This is a genomic window from Microbaculum mangrovi (assembly GCF_051390635.1).
In the GTDB taxonomy this organism is placed as follows: domain Bacteria; phylum Pseudomonadota; class Alphaproteobacteria; order Rhizobiales; family Tepidamorphaceae; genus Microbaculum.
Genome location: NZ_JBPODT010000001.1, coordinates 1093230 through 1111320, shown reverse-complemented (window position 1 = coordinate 1111320; position 18091 = coordinate 1093230). Strand labels below are relative to the sequence as shown.

Annotated in this window: 13 protein-coding genes; 11 read left to right on the top strand and 2 right to left on the bottom strand. The window is 65.7% G+C overall.

Annotated elements, in window-relative coordinates; genetic code table 11:
* Positions 1-2: 2 nt before the first annotated feature.
* From ACSF9G_RS05330 to ACSF9G_RS05320, 3 genes are all read left to right on the top strand, one after another.
* Positions 3-1178: a YbfB/YjiJ family MFS transporter gene (locus ACSF9G_RS05330; RefSeq protein ID WP_436639197.1), complete on the top strand. Its 1176-nt coding sequence runs from the start codon at positions 3-5 to the stop codon at positions 1176-1178.
* A gap of 31 nt (positions 1179-1209) precedes the next feature.
* Complete coding sequence (gene aguB, locus ACSF9G_RS05325) at positions 1210-2082, top strand: N-carbamoylputrescine amidase (RefSeq protein ID WP_436639195.1); 873 nt, start codon at positions 1210-1212, stop codon at positions 2080-2082.
* A gap of 160 nt (positions 2083-2242) precedes the next feature.
* Positions 2243-5719: an indolepyruvate ferredoxin oxidoreductase family protein gene (locus tag ACSF9G_RS05320; RefSeq protein WP_436639193.1), complete on the top strand. Its 3477-nt coding sequence runs from the start codon at positions 2243-2245 to the stop codon at positions 5717-5719.
* 6 nt (positions 5720-5725) lie between these two features.
* On the opposite strand, the gene ACSF9G_RS05315 is transcribed toward ACSF9G_RS05320, so the two are convergent.
* Positions 5726-6430, bottom strand: coding sequence for an SDR family oxidoreductase (locus tag ACSF9G_RS05315; protein WP_436639191.1), 705 nt, complete (start codon positions 6428-6430; stop codon positions 5726-5728).
* Between the two features lie 146 nt (positions 6431-6576).
* Here ACSF9G_RS05315 and ACSF9G_RS05310 point away from each other — a divergent pair, with 146 nt between their 5' ends.
* The 8 genes from ACSF9G_RS05310 to ACSF9G_RS05275 all read left to right on the top strand — a co-directional run bounded on the left by ACSF9G_RS05310 (position 6577) and on the right by ACSF9G_RS05275 (position 16301).
* Positions 6577-7251 carry a Crp/Fnr family transcriptional regulator gene (locus tag ACSF9G_RS05310; RefSeq protein WP_436639189.1) on the top strand — a complete coding sequence of 225 codons (675 nt, stop codon included), beginning with the start codon at positions 6577-6579 and terminating at the stop codon, positions 7249-7251.
* A gap of 338 nt (positions 7252-7589) precedes the next feature.
* Positions 7590-9569, top strand: a complete 1980-nt coding sequence (locus ACSF9G_RS05305; RefSeq protein ID WP_436639187.1) for an AMP-binding protein — start codon at positions 7590-7592, stop codon at positions 9567-9569.
* Positions 9566-10363, top strand: coding sequence for an ABC transporter ATP-binding protein (locus ACSF9G_RS05300; protein ID WP_436639185.1), 798 nt, complete (start codon positions 9566-9568; stop codon positions 10361-10363). The genes ACSF9G_RS05305 and ACSF9G_RS05300 overlap by 4 nt, the downstream gene beginning before the upstream one ends.
* A 173-nt stretch (positions 10364-10536) precedes the next feature.
* Positions 10537-11493: a branched-chain amino acid ABC transporter permease gene (locus ACSF9G_RS05295; protein WP_436639183.1), complete on the top strand. Its 957-nt coding sequence runs from the start codon at positions 10537-10539 to the stop codon at positions 11491-11493.
* Positions 11494-11508: 15 nt separating this feature from the next.
* Positions 11509-12588, top strand: coding sequence for a branched-chain amino acid ABC transporter permease (locus ACSF9G_RS05290; RefSeq protein WP_436639181.1), 1080 nt, complete (start codon positions 11509-11511; stop codon positions 12586-12588).
* A gap of 139 nt (positions 12589-12727) precedes the next feature.
* Complete coding sequence (locus ACSF9G_RS05285; protein ID WP_436639179.1) at positions 12728-14047, top strand: ABC transporter substrate-binding protein; 1320 nt, start codon at positions 12728-12730, stop codon at positions 14045-14047.
* A 98-nt stretch (positions 14048-14145) separates the two neighbouring features.
* A complete protein-coding gene (locus tag ACSF9G_RS05280) occupies positions 14146-15000 on the top strand; it encodes an ABC transporter ATP-binding protein (RefSeq protein ID WP_436639177.1) in 855 nt (284 codons plus the stop codon).
* 80 nt (positions 15001-15080) lie between these two features.
* Entirely contained in the window at positions 15081-16301 is a 1221-nt protein-coding gene (locus ACSF9G_RS05275; RefSeq protein WP_436639175.1) for a phenylacetate--CoA ligase family protein, read from the top strand.
* A gap of 66 nt (positions 16302-16367) precedes the next feature.
* Here ACSF9G_RS05275 and ACSF9G_RS05270 read toward each other — a convergent pair whose 3' ends face one another.
* Complete coding sequence (locus tag ACSF9G_RS05270; RefSeq protein ID WP_436639173.1) at positions 16368-17885, bottom strand: bifunctional metallophosphatase/5'-nucleotidase; 1518 nt, start codon at positions 17883-17885, stop codon at positions 16368-16370.
* Between the last annotated feature and the right edge of the window lie 206 nt (positions 17886-18091).

The following is an 18091-nucleotide window of genomic DNA, read 5'->3' as shown; positions in this document are numbered from 1 at the left end:
GCATGAGCCAGGCGACACGGCTCCTGCTTGCCGGCCTTCTGGCCATGGCGCTGGTCATGGGCGTCGGGCGTTTCTACTACACGCCGATGCTGCCTTTGATGCAGCGCGACTACGGCTTCGACGCCGCTGTCGCCGGGTACATCGCGTCGGCCAATTTCGCCGGATATCTGGTCGGCTCGATTGCCGCGTCGTTCATCCGACCCGGGCCGCTGCGCTTGTGGATATTCCGGACCAGCGTGGTGGCGAGTGTCCTGACGACGGCGGCGATGGGGCTGACCGACGACGTCGCATTGTGGATGGTGCTGCGGTTCGTCTCCGGTGTCGTCAGCGCCCTGGCGATGATCGTCGCGGCGACGGTCGTCGCCGAGGCGCTGCACCTGGCGGGTGAACCGGGCAGGCTGGCCTGGCTGTTCTCGGGTGTCGGCGCCGGCATCGCGCTGTCCGGCGTGTTGGCGCAGGTCGCCGGCCACGCGCTGTCGTCGGCGCAGATGTGGTACCTCGCCGCCGGCCTGTGCGTGCTGATGGTTCCGTTCATCTTCGCCGAGATGCGCGATCGGCAACTCGAGGCGCGGCCGCACAAGATCAGCGCACGGACCCGCCAGCCGCGGCCCCTGCCGTTCGCCGCGTTGCTCGTCAACTACACGTGCGAGGGGCTCGGCTATTCGGTCTTCGCCACCTTTATCGTGGCGATCGTCAAGGGGCGGCCGGGCATGGAGGCCTTCGCCGACTGGGTCTGGGTGATCGCCGGCATCGGCGGCGTGTTCAGCACGCTGCTGTGGGCGGCCGCCGCCGGCCGTATCGGCTACGCCAGCGCGCTGGTCGCGGCCTATGTGGTCCAGATCGTCTCCGTCGCGCTGCCGGCCCTGAGCGGCAGCGGGTTCGTCGCGCTGGCCGCCGCCGCCATGTTCGGCGGCACGCTGATGGGCGTGACCATGCTGACGCTGGCCGTCGGCCGGCAGAGCGTCGACGGGCGCGGCATCGCGATCCTGACGGCGGGGTTCGGGCTGGGGCAGATGGTCGGTCCCGCGGTCGCCGGACATTTCGTGGCGACCGGCGTCGGCTATTCCGAGACCCTGATCGGATCGGCCGCCGTTCTCGTGTTCGGGACAGTGGTGCTGGTCGTCGCCGTGGCCCGGCGCGGCTTGGGGGTTGCGCGGGAGACCGGCTCCGCGTCATGACATCGCGCACGATCACGCATGGGGAAGCGACATGAGGGAAGTCACCGTAGCCGCCACGCAGATGGCCTGCACCGACGTCGTCGAGGAGAACGTTGCCCGCGCCGAGGCCCTGATCCGCGAGGCGGCGGGCAAGGGCGCGAACATCGTTCTCATCCAGGAACTGTTCGAGGGGCTCTATTTCTGCCAGGACGAACTGCCGGAGCATTTCGGCCGCGCCCATCCGCTCGACGGGCATCCGACGATCCGCCGGTTCCAGGCGCTTGCCGACGAACTCGACGTCGTCCTGCCGGTGAGCTTCTTCGAGAAGGCCAACAATGCCCATTACAATTCGCTCGCGATGGTGGATGCGGGCGGGGCCGTCCTCGGCCTCTATCGCAAGACGCACATCCCCCAGGGGTCGGGCTACGAGGAAAAGTTCTATTTCAGTCCCGGCGACACCGGTTTTCGGGTCTGGGACACGAAATTCGGTCGTATCGGGTCCGGGATCTGCTGGGACCAGTGGTTCCCGGAATCCGCCCGTTCGATGGCGCTGATGGGCGCTGAGATCCTCTTCTATCCAACGGCGATCGGTTCGGAGCTCATCGATCCGGAATGGGATTCCTGCGCGCACTGGCAGACGGTGATGTGCGGCCATGCCGGCGCCAACCTGATGCCGCTCGTCGCCTCGAACCGTATCGGTACGGAAGCGGGCAAGCGCGACACGTCGATAACCTTCTACGGCTCCTCCTTCATTGCCGACTGGATGGGCCAGAAGGTCGCCGAGGCCGACCGGTCGACCGAAACCGTGCTCACCGCGACCTTCGATCTCGATGACATCGCCGCAAGACGGGCGTCTTGGGGGCTTTTCCGCGACCGGCGCCCGGAGATGTACGACACGCTGCTCACGCTCGACGGCGAGCTATGAGCCCGTCCTGCTTTCAACGCCTGCGGAGCGCGTTGCCGCGTGCTAGTCTGTGCATGGCCCCCATGTCGGCGACCTCTTGTAAGGCAATAATGCTGACCTATCATGGTGGGTATACATTATGGCCCGCCCCGGATCGGCGGGGCGGCAAGAGGAAACGCTGATGGCGCTCAAACCCGTCACGCTCGACGACAAGTACGATCTCTCCAAGGATCAGGTCTTCGTTTCCGGCACCCAGGCCGTGCTCCGGCTCTGCCTGATGCAGAAGGAGCGCGACCGGCGGGACGGCTTCAACACCGCCGGCTACGTCACCGGCTACCGAGGCTCGCCGCTCGGCGGTCTCGACCAGACCTTCGGCCGCGCCAAGAAGGTCCTGCAGCAATCCGACGTGGTGTTCCAGCCGGGCCTGAACGAGGACCTGGCGGCTACCGCGCTGTGGGGCGCGCAACAGGCCGAACTGCGCGGGCAGGGTGCGTTCGACGGGGTGTTCGGCATCTGGTACGGCAAGGGCCCCGGCGTCGACCGGACCGGTGACGTGTTCCGGCACGCCAATTTCGCCGGTTCCGCGCCGCGCGGCGGCGTGCTGGCGCTGATGGGCGACGACCATACCTGCGAATCCTCCACCACCGCGCACCAGTCCGAGTTCGCCTTCGTCGATGCGATGATCCCGATCCTGAGCCCGGCGGGTGTCCAGGAGATCCTCGACTACGGCGTGCATGGCTGGGCGCTGTCGCGCTATGCCGGCACCTGGTGCGGTATCAAGTGCGTCAAGGACACCATCGAGTCGACGGCGATCGTCGATGGCCGCGTCGACCGGATCGAGATCAAGACGCCGACCGATTTCGAGATGCCGCCCGGCGGCCTCAATATCCGGATCGGCGATCATCCGATCACGCAGGAAGCCCGCCTGCACGATTTCAAGCGCTATGCGGTCCTTGCCTATCTGCGCGCCAACAAGCTCGACAAGATCGTCATGCAGGGCGGCAAGACGCCGAAGATCGGGATCGCCACGGCGGGCAAGAGCTATCTCGACGTGCGCCAGGCGCTCGAGGACCTCGGCATCGACGAGGTGAAGGCGGCCAAGCTCGGCATTCGTCTCTACAAGGTCGCCTGCCCGTGGCCGCTGGAGCCGGAAGGCGTCAAGCGCTTCGCCGAGGGGCTGGACCTGATCATCGTCGTCGAGGAAAAGCGCTCGCTGATCGAAACGCAGCTGAAGGAGCAGCTCTACGGCACCGGGAAGGCGCCGGTGATTGTCGGCAAGCACGACGAGACCGGCGGCTGGCTATTTCCGTCCAAGGGCGCGCTCGATCCCAACGATATCGCGATTGCCATCGGCGAGCGCGTTCTGGCGGTCCGCAAGGACAAGGACGTCGCCGCCCGGCTGGACGAGATCAGGGCCTTCCAGAAGGTTCTCGCCGACACCCAGGACGTGGCCAGCCGCACCCCGTATTTCTGTGCCGGCTGTCCGCACAACACCTCCACCGTGGTGCCGGAGGGCAGCCACGCCTATGCCGGCATCGGCTGCCACTTCATGGCCCAGTGGATGGACCGCCATACCGAGGGCTTCACCCAGATGGGCGGCGAGGGCGCCAACTGGATCGGCGAGGCGCCGTTCTCCAAGCGCGGGCATGTGTTCCAGAACCTCGGCGACGGCACGTACAACCATTCGGGCTATCTGGCGCTGCGCGCAGCCGCCGCGTCCGGCGTCAACGTCACCTACAAGATCCTGTTCAACGACGCGGTCGCCATGACCGGCGGCCAGCGCCACGAGGGCGGGCTGACGGTGCCGCAGATCGCGGCCCAGGTCGCCGCCGAGGGCGCCAAGAAGGTCGTCATCGTCACAGACGAGCCGGACAAGTATCCGACCGGCACAGAGTTCCCGGCGGGCGTCACCATCCACCACCGCTCCGAACTCGACGCGGTGCAGAAGACGTTGCGGGACATTCCGGGGCTCACCGCGCTGATCTACGACCAGACCTGCGCTGCGGAGAAGCGGCGCCGGCGCAAGCGTGGCCAGTTCCCCGACCCGCAGAAGCGGATCTTCATCAACGAGCTCGTTTGCGAAGGGTGCGGCGATTGCGGCGTCCAGTCGAACTGCGTCGCGATCCAGCCGGTGGAGACGGAATTCGGCCGCAAGCGGCAGATCGACCAGTCGAGCTGCAACAAGGACTATTCCTGCATCAAGGGGTTCTGCCCGAGCTTCGTCACCGTCGAGGGGGGGCGGCTGAAGAAGGGCAAGCGCAACACGGTCGGCGAGACCGGTTTCCCTGATTTCCCGACACCGGACCTGCCGCAGATCGACGGCACCTACGACGTGGTGGTCACGGGCGTCGGGGGCACCGGCGTCGTCACCATTGGCGCGCTGATCGGCATGGCCGCGCATCTGGAAGGCAAGGCCTGCGGCATCATCGACATGGCCGGGCTGGCGCAGAAGGGCGGCTCGGTGCTGACGCACCTGAAGATCGCCGAGGATCTCGACTCGATCTCCGCGATCCGGGTGTCGGCCGGCGCGGCCGAGCTGGTACTCGGCTGCGACATCGTGGTCGCCGGCACCAAGAAGGTGCTCGCCTCGATGCGGCCGGGCCGCACGGAGGTGGTCATCAACACCCATGCCGCCTATCCCGGCGATCTCACCCACAATGCCGACTTCAGCCTGCCGATCGAGCGGCTGAAACGGGCGATCCGCGGGCAGGCGGGGCAGGGGCACGTCCACACCGTCGACGCGACGGGGCTCGCGACCGCGCTTCTCGGCGACTCGATCCTCGGCAACATCTTCATGCTCGGCTATGCTTATCAGCTCGGGCGGCTGCCTCTGTCCGCGGAGGCGCTGGAGAAGGCGATCGCGCTGAACGGCGTGGCCGTTGCCGACAATGTCGCCGCGTTCCGTTGGGGCCGCTGGGCGGCGATCGACGCGGAAGCGGTGGAAGCGCTGGCGGAGCCGGGTCGGGACGCCGATCCGCTGCACGACATCGCGACGAACCTCGACGAGATCATCGATCGTCGCGCCAGCTTCCTGGCCGGCTACCAGAATGCCGCCTACGCCGAGCGCTATCGCGCACGGGTCGAGCGCGTGCGTGCCGCCGAACAGGCGGCGAAGCCCGGCGAGACTGCGCTCACCGAGGCGGTGGCCCGCTATCTCTTCAAGCTGATGGCCTACAAGGACGAGTACGAGGTCGCCCGGCTCTATACCGACGGCACCTTCGCCAAGGCGATCGCCGATACGTTCGAGGGCAACTACAAACTGAAGTTCCATCTCGCCCCGCCGCTTCTCAACAAGCCGGACCCGGAGACGGGGCGGCCGGAGAAGAGCGTCTATGGCCCGTGGATGATGAAGGGCTTCAGGATGCTGGCCACGCTGAAGGGCCTGCGCGGCACGGCCTTCGACGTCTTCGGCTATTCCCACGAGCGGCGCACGGAACGCCAGTTGATCGCCGACTACGAGGCGACGCTCGACGAGGTCGTCTCCCGGCTCGATTCCGGACGGCACACGACGGCGCTGGCGCTCGTCTCCGTGCCGGAGAAGATCCGCGGCTACGGGCCGGTAAAGGAGCGCAACCTGACGGCCGCAAGGGCCGAATGGGCCGCGCTTGCCGAGGCGTTCCGTTCCGGCGCCGCCCCGGCGCGGCAGGCGGCGGAGTAATCGGGCTCACACCGAGCGGGTGATGCCGCCGTCGATGCGGATGTTCTGGCCGGTGATGTAGCTTGACCGGTCGGAGGCCAGGAAGGCGATCAGGTCGGCGACCTCATCGGCATGGCCGTAGCGGCCCATCGGGATGCGGGCGCGCCGTTCCGCGGATTCGGGAAGGCTGTCGATGAAGCCGGGCAGCACGTTGTTCATGCGGATGTTCTCGGCCGCATGGGCATCGGCGAACAGCTTGGTGAAGGCGGCCAGGCCGGCGCGGAACACGCCCGACGTCGGGAACGTCGATTCCGGCTCGAAGGTCGCGTAGGTGGAGATGTTGACGAAGGCCCCGCCGCCCTGGCGCTGCATCACCGGCGTTGCGATCCGGGCGATGCGGACAACGTTCATCAGATAGAAGTCCATGCCGCGGTGCCAGTCCTCGTCCGATATGTCGAGAACGGCGCCCTTGGGCCCGTGTCCGGCGCTGGAGACGACCGCGTCGATGCGGTCCCACTTGGCGACCGTCTCGGAGACGAGCCGGCCCAGATCCTCGTTCGACTGATTGGAGCCCTGGACGCCGAAGCCGCCGAGCTCCTCGGCGAGCGCCACGCCCTTTCCAGACGAGGACAGGATCGCGACGGAGAACCCGTCGCCGGCCAGCTTGCGCGCGGCCGCGGCGCCCATTCCGCTGCCTCCGCCGATGACAATCGCGACTTTCCGTTCGCTCACGGGCCGGTCCTCCCCGTCTGTTTGCCTTCGCAGTGGTTTTCTAGCACTCGCGGCAGCGATAAGACACCGCACCGCCGCGCGCTTGAGCAACGCGGCGTGTGGGGCGATACTTCCCGCTGTTCCCGCAACGAACCCGCGAGGATCTGGTGATCGCCCCCGAACATCTCAGCCGCATCGCCGTCTGGTCGAAGGAACTGACCGACGAGGAGGTGGATCGGGCCTGCCGGGGTATCACCGAGAAGACGCTCTCGACCGGCACCCATCTGTTCCATCGCGGCGACAGCTTCGACTCCTGGACCGGTGTCGTGTCGGGCATCGTCAAGATGAGCACGGTGACGAGTTCCGGCAAGGCGGTAAGCTATACCGGCATAACCAACGGCGGCTGGTTCGGCGAAGGCTCGATCATCAAGAACGAGCCGCGCCAGTACGATATCGTGGCGCTGCGCAACAGTCAGATCGCCTGCATGACCGGCGCCACGTTCCGGTGGCTCTTCGAGAACTCGACCGGCTTCAATCGTTTCCTCGTCACCCAGCTGAACGAGCGGCTCGGCCAGTTCATCGCCTTTCTCGGCCACGACAGGGCGTTCGAGGCGACGCCGCGCGTGGCGCGATGCATCGCCTGGCTGTGCAATCCGGTGCTGTCGCCGGGCATCGGCAAGCACCTGGAGATCAGCCAGGAGGAGCTCGGGCTGCTGTCGGGCCTGTCCCGTCAGATGGCGAACCGCAGCCTGAAGGTGCTGGAGGAGGCGGGGCTCGTGCGGGTCGCGCACGACGGGGTCGAGATCCTGGACCTGAACGGTCTGAAGCATTTCGGAGAGTAGCAGGGAAGAAATCTGCGGTCGCGCGGAAAGGCTCGAAACCGTGCGATTTTCGGGGTCTTTTTGTTGCCGGCTACGGAAATAGCAGGTATTTCGGCCCGAAAAACTCCGCCGGCTATGTTCGCCAGCTATATTTTCCCACGCCTACTTGATGGCAGGCCCATCTGTCTGTCAACTGTCCGATGGTATCATGCGCCAGGATGTGCACACTGCGCCCTCCGATCGGTGCATCCGGCTACGCATACATAAGACGCTGCGACGCTTGATTGTGGCTACCGGTCGGTTCTAACGTCAAAGCACAATAAGCGCCGAAAACGGCGCGCTTTTAGGTGGGGAAACCGATGACGCGAGCCGTGGCTTCCACGGGCGGCGAGGACACGTTTCCGAAGCTGCTCGTCCGCAATGCCCGAATCTGGGCCGATCGGCCGGCGATCCGGGAAAAAGACCTGGGCATCTGGCAGACCTGGACCTGGGCGGAGGTGCTCGACGAGGTGCGCGCCTTCGCCGTCGGGCTTGCCGAACTCGGGCTCAAGCGCGGCGACAAGATTGCCATCGTCGGCGCCAACAAGCCCCGTCTCTACTGGACCATGTGTGCCGCGCAGATGCTCGGCGCGATCCCGGTGCCGGTCTACCAGGACGCGGTGGCCGCCGAGATGGTCTTCGTGCTGCAGCACGCCGAGGCGCGCTTCGCCGTCGTTCAGGACCAGGAGCAGGTCGACAAGCTGCTTTCGCTGTCCGACGACCTGAAGGGGCTCGAGCGGATCATCTACGACGAGAGCCGCGGCCTGAAGGATTACGATCACGGCCGCCTGCATTCCTTCGCCGACGTGCAGGAGATCGGCCGAAAGAAGCTCGCCGCCGATCCGGACGTGGCCAGGGCGCTCGACGCCTCGATCGCGGAGGGCAAGGGATCCGACATCGCCGTGATCCTCTATACGTCAGGCACCACGGGCCAGCCGAAGGGCGTCATGCTGTCTTTCGACAACACGGTGATCAGCGCCAGGCTCGCCTGCGAGTTCGACCGTCTCACCGAGCAGGACGAAGTGCTTGCCTATCTGCCGATGGCGTGGGTCGGCGACCACATCTTCTCCTACGCCGAATCCTACTGGAGCGGCTTCTGCGTCGCCTGTCCGGAATCGGCGGAAACGATGCTGCAGGACCTGCGCGAGATCGGCCCGACCTATTTCTTCTCGCCGCCGCGCATCTTCGAGACCCTGCTGACGACGGTGATGATCCGGATGGAGGACGCCGGTCCGCTGAAGCGGAAGATGTTCCACTATTTCCTCGCGGTGGCGCGCCGGGCCGGCGAAAAGATCCTCAACGGCGAGCCGGTGCCGTTCTCCGACCGTGTGCTCTATGCGATCGGAAAGGTGCTGGTCTACGAGCCCCTGAAGAACGTGCTGGGCCTGTCGCGCATGCGCGTCGGCTACACCGCCGGCGAGGCAATCGGGCCGGAGATCTTCCGCTTCTACCGGTCGCTCGGCCTCAACCTGAAGCAGCTCTACGGCCAGACCGAAGCCACCGTCTTCGTGACGGTGCAGCCCGACGGCGAGATCCGTGCCGACACGGTCGGCAAGCCGGCGCCGGAGGTCGAGATCCGGATCGACGAGTCCGGCGAGGTGCTCTACCGCTCGCCGGGCGTGTTCGTGGGCTACTACAAGAACGAGGACGCGACCAAGGCGACGAAGACCGCGGAAGGCTGGGTGCATACCGGCGACGCCGGCTTCTTCGACAGCGAGGGACACCTCCGCATCATCGATCGCGCCAAGGATGTCGGCCACCTCAAGGACGGCACGCTGTTCGCGCCGAAATACCTCGAGAACAAGCTTAAGTTCTACCCGAACATCAAGGAGGCAGTGGCCTTCGGGCATGAACGCGACTTCGTGACCATGATGCTGAACATCGATCTCGTCGCCGTCGGCAACTGGGCGGAGCGCAACAACGTCTCCTATGCGAGTTACCAGGAGCTCGCCGGCCTGCCGCAGGTCTACGACATGCTGGAGGCGCATGTGGTCGAGGTGAACCAGGACCTGTCGAACGAGCCGCGGATGGCCGGTTCGCAGATCCACCGCTTCCTGATCCTGCACAAGGAGCTGGACGCCGACGACGGCGAGCTGACCCGCACCCAGAAGGTCCGGCGGGGCTATATCGCGGAGAAATACGCGCCGCTGATCTCCGCGCTCTACGACGGTTCGACCGAGCAGGATATCTCGACCGAAGTGACCTTCGAGGACGGCCGCAAGGGCACGATCAAGGCGCGGGTCCAGATCCGAGACGTGCAGACCTTCGGCCTCGGGGCACAGCGGGAGGCCGCCGAATGAGCGCGCTGGCAGCCGAGTCGACGGTGGCTGAAACCCTTCTGGCCGTCGACGACATCTCCCTGTCGTTCGGCGGCGTCCGCGCCATCCGCAACGTGTCGTTCGATATCAAGCGGGGCGAGATCCGCGCGATCATCGGCCCCAACGGCGCCGGCAAGACGTCGATGCTCAACGTCATCAACGGCTTCTACCATCCGCAGGAAGGAACGATTTCCTTCCGCGGCGAGCAGCGCCGGCGCATGAAGCCCTACGAGGCGGCGAGCCAGGGCATCGCCCGCACGTTCCAGAACGTCGCGCTGTTCCGCGGCATGACGACGCTCGACAACATCATGGCCGGGCGGACCCTGAAGATGCACCGCGGCTTCTTCTGGCAGTGCCTGTACTGGGGGCCGGCGCTGAAGGAAGAGGTCGAGAACCGCCACAAGGTCGAGGAGATCATCGACTTCCTCGAGATCCAGGCGATCCGCAAGACGCCGGTCGGGCGACTGCCATACGGCCTGCAGAAGCGCGTCGAGCTGGCCCGGGCGCTGGCCATGGAGCCGGACCTGCTGCTGCTCGACGAGCCGATGGCGGGCATGAATCTCGAGGAAAAGGAGGACATGAGCCGCTTCATCCTCGACGTGAACCAGCAGCTGGGTACGACGATCGCGCTGATCGAGCACGACATCGGCGTGGTCATGGACCTGTCCGACCGGGTGGTGGTGCTCGACCACGGCGAGAAGATCGCCGACGGCCTGCCGGCCGAGGTGCAGGCAAATCAGGACGTCATCGACGCCTATCTCGGCGTCTCGCACTAGGGGGAGCGATGTTTTTCAGTCGGGACGTCCATCCTTCGAGACGCGGCTTCGCCGCTCCTCAGGACGAGGTTTGTGCTCGCGGCGAGCTTGGGCGCACGGGGACCTCCATGGCGAGGAGGGCTCGCAGGAGCCCGTCTCGAACCATGAGCGTCTGGCGCTAGGGGACGATGGCAATGGACATCCTCTACCAGGTCTTCATCGATCCCTTCGTGCAGATGGTCGAGCTGCCGGACTTCCTCCTGCAGGTTCTGTGGGAAGGCTTCGTCTCCGGCATCCTCTACGCCCTGATCGCGCTCGGCTTCGTGCTGATCTTCAAGGCCTCCGGGGTCTTCAATTTCGCACAGGGCATCATGGTGGTGTTCGCCGCCCTGTCGCTGGTCGGGCTCTATGCGCTCGGTCTACCCGCCTACGTGGCGCTGATCGCGACCATCGCCATCATGGGCATTCTCGCCTACGTGGTGGAGCGGACGATCTTCCATCATCTGGTCAACCAGCCGGACATCATCCTGCTGATGGCGACGATCGGCCTGACCTATTTCCTGATCGGCTTCGGCGAGTTCGTCTTCGGCGGCGATCCGAAGGTGATGATCACCCAGGAACTCGGCCTGCCGACGGGATCGACGGCCTTCGACGTACTCGGCGGGCTCGTCATCCTCCAGCATATCGACGTCGCGGCGGCCGTCATCGCCATCATCATGGTGCTGGCGCTCGCGGTGTTCTTCAACAAGACGCGCATCGGGCGGGCACTGCGGGCGGTGGCCGATGACCACCAGGCGGCGCTGTCGGTCGGCATCTCGCTCGATCAGATCTGGGTCATCGTCTGGTTCGCCGCCGGCATCGTGGCGCTGGCGACCGGAATCATGTGGGGTGCGCGATCGGATGTCTCCTTCGCGCTGGAAATCGTCGCCTTCAAGGCCCTTCCCGTGCTGATCCTCGGAGGCTTCACGTCGATCCCCGGCGCCATCGTCGGCGGGCTGATCATCGGCATCGGCGAGAAGATCGGCGAGATCTACTGGGGGCCGCTCGTCGGTGGCGGCATCGAGAGCTGGCTTGCCTACGTCATCGCGCTGATCTTCCTGCTGTTCAGGCCGCAGGGATTGTTCGGCGAGAAGATCATCGAGCGCGTGTGAGGGGCTGAAGCAAAAATGCTGTACCGCGAAGCCGGCCAGTTCAAGACGACCTACGAGGCGGACCAGGCGGTCTTCCCGATCCTGCAGGATCGGGTCGGCGTCGTCGTCATCCTCGTCATAGCCCTGTTGATCCCGCTCATCGCGTCCGACTTCGTCCTGGCCTCGATCATGATCCCGTTCCTGATCTTCGCCATGGCGACCATCGGGCTCAACGTGCTGACCGGCTATGCCGGCCAGCTGTCGCTGGGCACCGGCGCGTTCATGGGGGTCGGCGCCTATGCCTGCTACAAGCTGACGACGTTCTTCCCGGACGTGAACATCATCATCCTGGTGGTTCTGTCGGGCATCTTCTCGGCGGGCATCGGCATCGTCTTCGGGTTGCCGTCGCTGCGCATCAAGGGCCTTTATCTCGCTGTCACGACGCTCGCCGCCCAGTTCTTCCTGGAGTGGTGCTTCATCCGCATTCCGTGGCTCTACAACTACAACAACTCCGGCGCCATCGAGGTGCCGGAGCGCACCGGACTGGGCGGGCTCGTTCTCGCCGGACCGGCCTCGCCCCCGGTCACCCGCTACTATGTGGTGCTCGGGATCGTCGTCGTCGCCACGCTGATCATGAAGAACGTCATCCGCGGCCGGATCGGCCGGACCTGGATGATGATCCGCGACATGGATATCGCCGCCGAGCTGATGGGCGTGCGCCCGCTCTTCACCAAGTTGTCGGCCTTCGCAGTGTCGTCCTACATCTGCGGTGTCGCCGGGGCGATGATGGTCTTCTTCTGGCTTGGCGCGGCGGAACCGTCGTCGTTCTCGATCACGCTGTCGTTCCAGATCCTGTTCATGGCGATCCTCGGCGGCCTTGGCAGTCTGATCGGCTGTTTCTTCGGCGCCGCCTTCATCTGGATCCTTCCCGTCGTTCTGCGCACGGGGCTGCCCGAAATCGGCATCGATATCGGTGCGGAAACCGTCGAGCACGTCAGCCGGATGATCGTGGGCGCGCTCATCATCTTCTTCCTGGTCGTCGAGCCGCATGGCCTCGCGCGGCTGTGGCAGATCGGCAAAGAAAAGCTTCGAGTCTGGCCGTTCCCGTACGCATGACGGGCGCCGGACCATCGCGGGCCGCCCCTTCACGGGCGACCTCAAGTCGGTACCATCGGGCATCGGACCGCGCCTGGTGTTTCCGGAATTCAACGGTCCACAACGGCTGATACACAGCCGGCCAACTGGGAGGTACGCAATGATGTTTAGAAAATGCGCCCTCGGTGTCGCCGCGTTCGCCATGGCAGGCAGCCTTGCCGCCGAGGCGCTCGCGCAGGACACCGTGTTCATCCCGCTTCTGTCCTACCGGACGGGTCCCTTCGCCGGCTCCGGCATCCCGGTCGCCAACGGCATGTGGGACTATCTCACGATGCTCAACGAGCGTGACGGCGGCATCAATGGCGTCAAGATCGAGATCGAGGAATGCGAGACTGGCTACGACACCCAGAAGGGCGTCGAGTGCTACGAGGGAACCAAGGGCAAGAACCCGCTCGTCTACAATCCGTATTCGACCGGCATCACCCTGCAGCTGATCCCCAAGGCCTCGGTCGACAAGATCCCGGTCCTGTCGATGGCCTACGGGCTTTCGGCGGCCGCCGAGGGCAACGTGTTCCCGTGGGTCTTCAACCCGCCGGCCACCTATTGGGACGGCGCGTCGGGCATCATCAAGCACATCGCCGACCAGGAGGGTGGCCTCGACAATCTGAAGGGCAAGAAGATCGGCTACATCTTCCTCGATGCCGGTTATGGCCGCGAGCCGATCCCGCTGCTCGAGGACCTTGCCAAGCAATACGGGTTCGAGCTGCTGCAGTACCCGGTTCCCGGCAAGGAGATGCAGAACCAGTCCTCGCAGTGGCTGAACGTGCGTCGTGACCGACCGGACTACATGGTCATGTGGGGCTGGGGTGCGATGAACCCGACCGCCGTCAAGGAAGCCGCGAAGATCCGCTATCCGATGGACAAGTTCATCGGCATCTGGTGGTCGGGCGGCGACGACGACGCGCGCGCCGGCGGCGCGGACGCCAAGGGCTACAAGACGATGAACTTCAACGGTGTCGGCGCCGACTATCCCGCGCTCCAGGACATCAAGAAGCACGTCCTCGATACCGGCAAGGGCCAGACGGATCCCGCCAAGGTCGGCGAGAACCTCTACAACCGCGGCGTCCTCAACTCGGTGCTGATGGCCGAAGCCATCCGTACCGCGCAGGAGATGACCGGCAAGAAGGTCATCGACGCGGCCGACATGCGGGCCGGACTCGAGAATCTCGAGATCACCGAGGAACGCTGGAAGGAGATAGGCCTGGAAGGCTTCGCACCGGCCATCAAGATGAGCTGTTCGGATCACAGCGGTCACCACAACATGTACATCGCCCAGTGGGATGGCGAGAAGTGGACCCAGGCGACCGACTGGTTCGCGCCGATGACCGACGTCGTGCAGCCGCTGCTCGCGGCCGCCGCCAAGGAGTATGCCGAGAAGAACGCTCCGTGGCCGGAGCGGACGGAGGCGTGCGCACAGTAGGCGCATGACGACAAGCGGGGTCGCGGCGTTCGCCGCGCCCCCGCGATCAGGACGTCCAGCACTCTGTTTTCCGGGAATACCCGCGGGGAGAAATCGCGATGAATGCCGTGGCTGCGACCAACCATGTCGGTGATGCGGTTGCGCCCGATGTGGCGCCGGTCCTCTCCGTCAACAATATCGAGGTCATCTACGACCGCGTCATCCTGGTGCTGAAAGGCGTGTCGCTGTCGGTGCCCGAGGGCGGCATCGTGGCGCTGCTGGGCGCCAACGGCGCCGGCAAGACGACCACGCTGAAGGCGATCTCCAACCTGCTCGGCGCCGAGCGCGGCGACGTCACCAAGGGTGCGATCATCTTCAAGGGAGACCGGGTCGAGGCGCTGTCGCCGAACGAACTGGTCCGGCGCGGCTGCATCCAGGTGATGGAGGGGCGGCATTGCTTCGGCCATCTGACCATCGAGGAGAACCTGCTGACCGGGGCGTACACGCGCCGCGACGGCGGCGCGGCCATCCGCCAGGACCTCGAGATGGTCTACAGCTACTTCCCGCGCCTGCGTGAGCGTCGATCGAGCCTTGCCGGCTATACCTCGGGCGGCGAACAGCAGATGTGCGCGATCGGCCGGGCGCTGATGTCGCGGCCGACGATGATACTGCTCGACGAGCCATCGATGGGGCTCGCCCCCCAGCTCGTCGAGGAGATCTTCGAGATCGTCAAACAGCTCAACGTCAACGAGGGCGTTAGCTTTCTGCTCGCGGAGCAGAACACCAACATGGCGCTGAAATACGCGAAGTACGGCTATATCCTGGAGAACGGCCGGGTGGTGCTCGACGGCGAGGCGTCGGCCCTGCGCGAGAACGAGGACGTCAAGGAATTCTATCTCGGCGTCGGCGGCGGCGAACGACGCAGCTTCCGCGATGTCAAAAGCTATCGCCGGCGCAAGCGCTGGCTGTCGTGAACGCCCGATCGCCTGCCGCGGCGAACGGACAGGTCCCATGCCGCGGCGGCGCGGCAAATGCACAACGAGGTTGAAGCCCGATGGGGGAACATTTCGATTCGCTGGAAACCCGTGATCCTCAGGAGCGCGAGAGGGCGCTGTTCGGCGCCTTGCCGGGGTTCATCGGCGAATGCGTGCGGGCGGCGCCGGGCTGGGCCGACTTGCTGAAAGGCGTCGACGCCCGCGCGGTGACGGACCGGGACAGCCTGGCCAAGCTGCCGGTGCTGCGCAAGGCCAGGCTTCTGGAGCTGCAGCGCGAGCGCCCGCCGTTCGGCGGTCTGGTGACCAAGGCGCCGGGCGCCTTCGCGCGCCTGTTCATGTCGCCCGGTCCGATCTTCGAGCCGGAGGGGGCGGGCAAGGACTGGTGGCGGGCGGCGCGCGCGCTGTTCGCGGTCGGCCTGAGACCCGGCGACATCGTCCACAATTCCTTCGCCTATCACATGACGCCGGCCGGCCACATGTTCGAGTCCGGTGCGCGTGCGCTCGGCTGCGCGGTCATCCCGGCCGGCATCGGCAACACCGAGTTGCAGGTCGATGCGATCGCCCAACTTCGGCCGAAGGGCTATGCCGGCACGCCTGACTTCCTGAAGGTCCTGCTCGACAAGGCGGACGAACTCGACAAGGACGTGTCCAGCCTGAAGATGGGGCTCGTCTCCGGCGCCGCGCTGCCGCCGTCGCTGCGCGAGGAACTGAGCGGGCGCGGCGTCGACGTGCTGCAGGGCTACGGTACGGCCGATATCGGCATCATCGCCTACGAGACCGAGGCGCGCGAAGGCATGGTCATCACCGAGGAGATGATCGTCGAGATCGTCCGGCCGGGCACCGGCGAACCGGTTGCGGAAGGCGAGGTCGGTGAAATCGTCGTCACCAGCTTCAACGGGGACTATCCGCTGATCCGTTTCGGCACCGGCGACCTGTCGGCGGTCATGCCGGGCGTCTCGCCGTGCGGGCGCAGTAACATGCGGATCAAGGGCTGGATGGGACGTGCCGACCAGCGCACCAAGGTCAAGGGCATGTTCGTCGATCCCGAGCAGATCGCCGAAATCGGGCGTCGCCATCCGGAGGCCGGCAAGCTGCGCCTCGTCGTCACTCGCACCGGCGAGCAGGATGCGATGACGCTGAAGGCCGAGGGCGGCAATCAGGTCGGTCTTGCCGAAACCCTGCAATCGGTGACCAAGATGAAGGGGGCCGTTGAAATCGTGGCGGCGGGCAGCCTGCCCAACGACGGCAAGGTCATCGCGGACGAGCGCAGCTACACCTGACGGCCTACACCTGTCGGCCCCGCCGCGGCGCCGGTCCTTGCGGCCGGCCTCCCCGCGGCACGAGCCTCACTGCAGCGAGACGCGTCCGTCCACGGCGGCGCCCTTCGTCCCCCTTATACGCACATAGACCATGACGTCGCTGGCCATCAGGTTGCCGTGCAGCGCGCCGCGGATCACCTTGCCTTCCCCGAACACGGTATAGCCGTCGCCGCCGCGCAGAAGGAAGTCGTTGGTGGCGATCTTGTAGGTCTTCGCCGGGTCCAGGGGCGCGTTGCCGATCTCGACGCCGGTGACGCGCTCGCCGACCGGCTTCGACAGATCCGCGGTGACGCGCATGCCGGAGACGTGGGCGAAGCGTCCGCTTACCTGGTCTATTGCCGAGTATCCGTTCTCGAGGGCTTCCTTGATCTGGGCGCCGGTCAGTTCGATGATCACGGTCTTGTTGCGGAAGGGCAGTTCGGTGAGGATGTCGCGGCGGGTCAGCTCCGCACCGGTCTGATAGATCTTGTCCCCGCGTATGCCGCCACCGTTGGTGATCGCCGCGTCGGCGCGGGTCGCGGAGCGCATGGCGTCCGCGATCAGGTTGCCGATCGCCGTTTCCTGCGTGCGTACGGTGGCGCGGCGGCTGTCGAGGGCGACGTCGACCGTGCCCAGCCCGACGTCGAGTTCCTTCGAGAGTTCCGCCTCGTAGCCGCGGATCCGGGCGGCAATGGCAGGATCCGGCGCGATCCGGGCGGTATCGACGACCCGAAAGCCCGGCGTCCACTGCACCGACCGCTGGCCGTCTTCCTCGCCGATGTCGATGGTCAGGTCGACAAGGACGATGTACTCGGCCTGCGCCTTCGACTCGGCGAGCACGGTGCGGCCGTCGAAGAACACCGTGAGGTCGTGGTCATCGCCGCTCAGGATGACATCGGCCGCGCGCGTGCCGATCAGCGCCTGGTCCTCGGGGCGGCTGGCATGTGCCAGGGCAACGATAATGTCGGCGCCCGCCTCCCGCAGCCTGGCGGCCTGTTCCTCGAGCGCCTGAGACATTTTGCCGAACGTCAGATCGCCGGGGTTCGACTTCTCGTAGGCGTCCTCCGACGTCAGACCGATCAGACCGACTTTCGCGCCGCCGAATTCGAACATTCGCGTATCCCTGACGCCGCGGACGCGCGTCCCGTCCGCCTCGCGCATATTCGCCGCGAGAACGGGGAAGGTCGCCTGCTCGACCAGCTCACGGAACACGTCGGGGCCGAGATCGAACTCGTGGTTGCCGGGGGTCATGGCGTCCGGGGCGATCATGTTCAGGAGTTCGACGACGTGCGTGCCCTGATCGAAACCCGACAGCAGCGAGGGGAAGATCGCATCGCCTGCGTGCAGGACCAATGTGTTCTCGTTGGCGGCGCGTTCGCGGGCGACGAGCGTCGCAAGCCGCGCGAAGCCGCCACGTGTCGCTCCGACCTCGATCGAGTCGAGGTCGTTCACCAGAACGAAAGTGACGTTGACGGGCTCCGCGGCCGCGTCGGTCCGCGCTGCGGTCATTCCGAGGGCGAAAGCCAGTGCCACCAGGACAAACCGCGAGAGCCATCGCTTCAGCATGGGGAGCCTTTTCCAGCCGGGTTACTTAGGGTCACCCATTCTACACGATCTGTCGACCGGTACATGACGCCGCTGCTGCCGTTTTTTGTCGCCGGATAGAACGGGGGTTTATTTGCGCAATCGCCTTGCCGGAGTCGATGCCCGGTTGTTTTTCCTGAGATCGATGCTTTCGGCAGTAGAGTTCGGGAAAGCCATAAGGCGGATGT

Coding starts and splice junctions, on each gene's coding strand:
- ACSF9G_RS05330 (WP_436639197.1), top strand. CDS start 3: ATGAGCCAGGCGACACGGCTCCTGCTTGCCGGCCTTCTGGCCATGGCG.
- aguB (WP_436639195.1), top strand. CDS start 1,210: ATGAGGGAAGTCACCGTAGCCGCCACGCAGATGGCCTGCACCGACGTC.
- ACSF9G_RS05320 (WP_436639193.1), top strand. CDS start 2,243: ATGGCGCTCAAACCCGTCACGCTCGACGACAAGTACGATCTCTCCAAG.
- ACSF9G_RS05305 (WP_436639187.1), top strand. CDS start 7,590: ATGACGCGAGCCGTGGCTTCCACGGGCGGCGAGGACACGTTTCCGAAG.
- ACSF9G_RS05300 (WP_436639185.1), top strand. CDS start 9,566: ATGAGCGCGCTGGCAGCCGAGTCGACGGTGGCTGAAACCCTTCTGGCC.
- ACSF9G_RS05295 (WP_436639183.1), top strand. CDS start 10,537: ATGGACATCCTCTACCAGGTCTTCATCGATCCCTTCGTGCAGATGGTC.
- ACSF9G_RS05290 (WP_436639181.1), top strand. CDS start 11,509: ATGCTGTACCGCGAAGCCGGCCAGTTCAAGACGACCTACGAGGCGGAC.
- ACSF9G_RS05285 (WP_436639179.1), top strand. CDS start 12,728: ATGATGTTTAGAAAATGCGCCCTCGGTGTCGCCGCGTTCGCCATGGCA.
- ACSF9G_RS05280 (WP_436639177.1), top strand. CDS start 14,146: ATGAATGCCGTGGCTGCGACCAACCATGTCGGTGATGCGGTTGCGCCC.
- ACSF9G_RS05275 (WP_436639175.1), top strand. CDS start 15,081: ATGGGGGAACATTTCGATTCGCTGGAAACCCGTGATCCTCAGGAGCGC.
- ACSF9G_RS05270 (WP_436639173.1), bottom strand. CDS start 17,885: ATGCTGAAGCGATGGCTCTCGCGGTTTGTCCTGGTGGCACTGGCTTTC.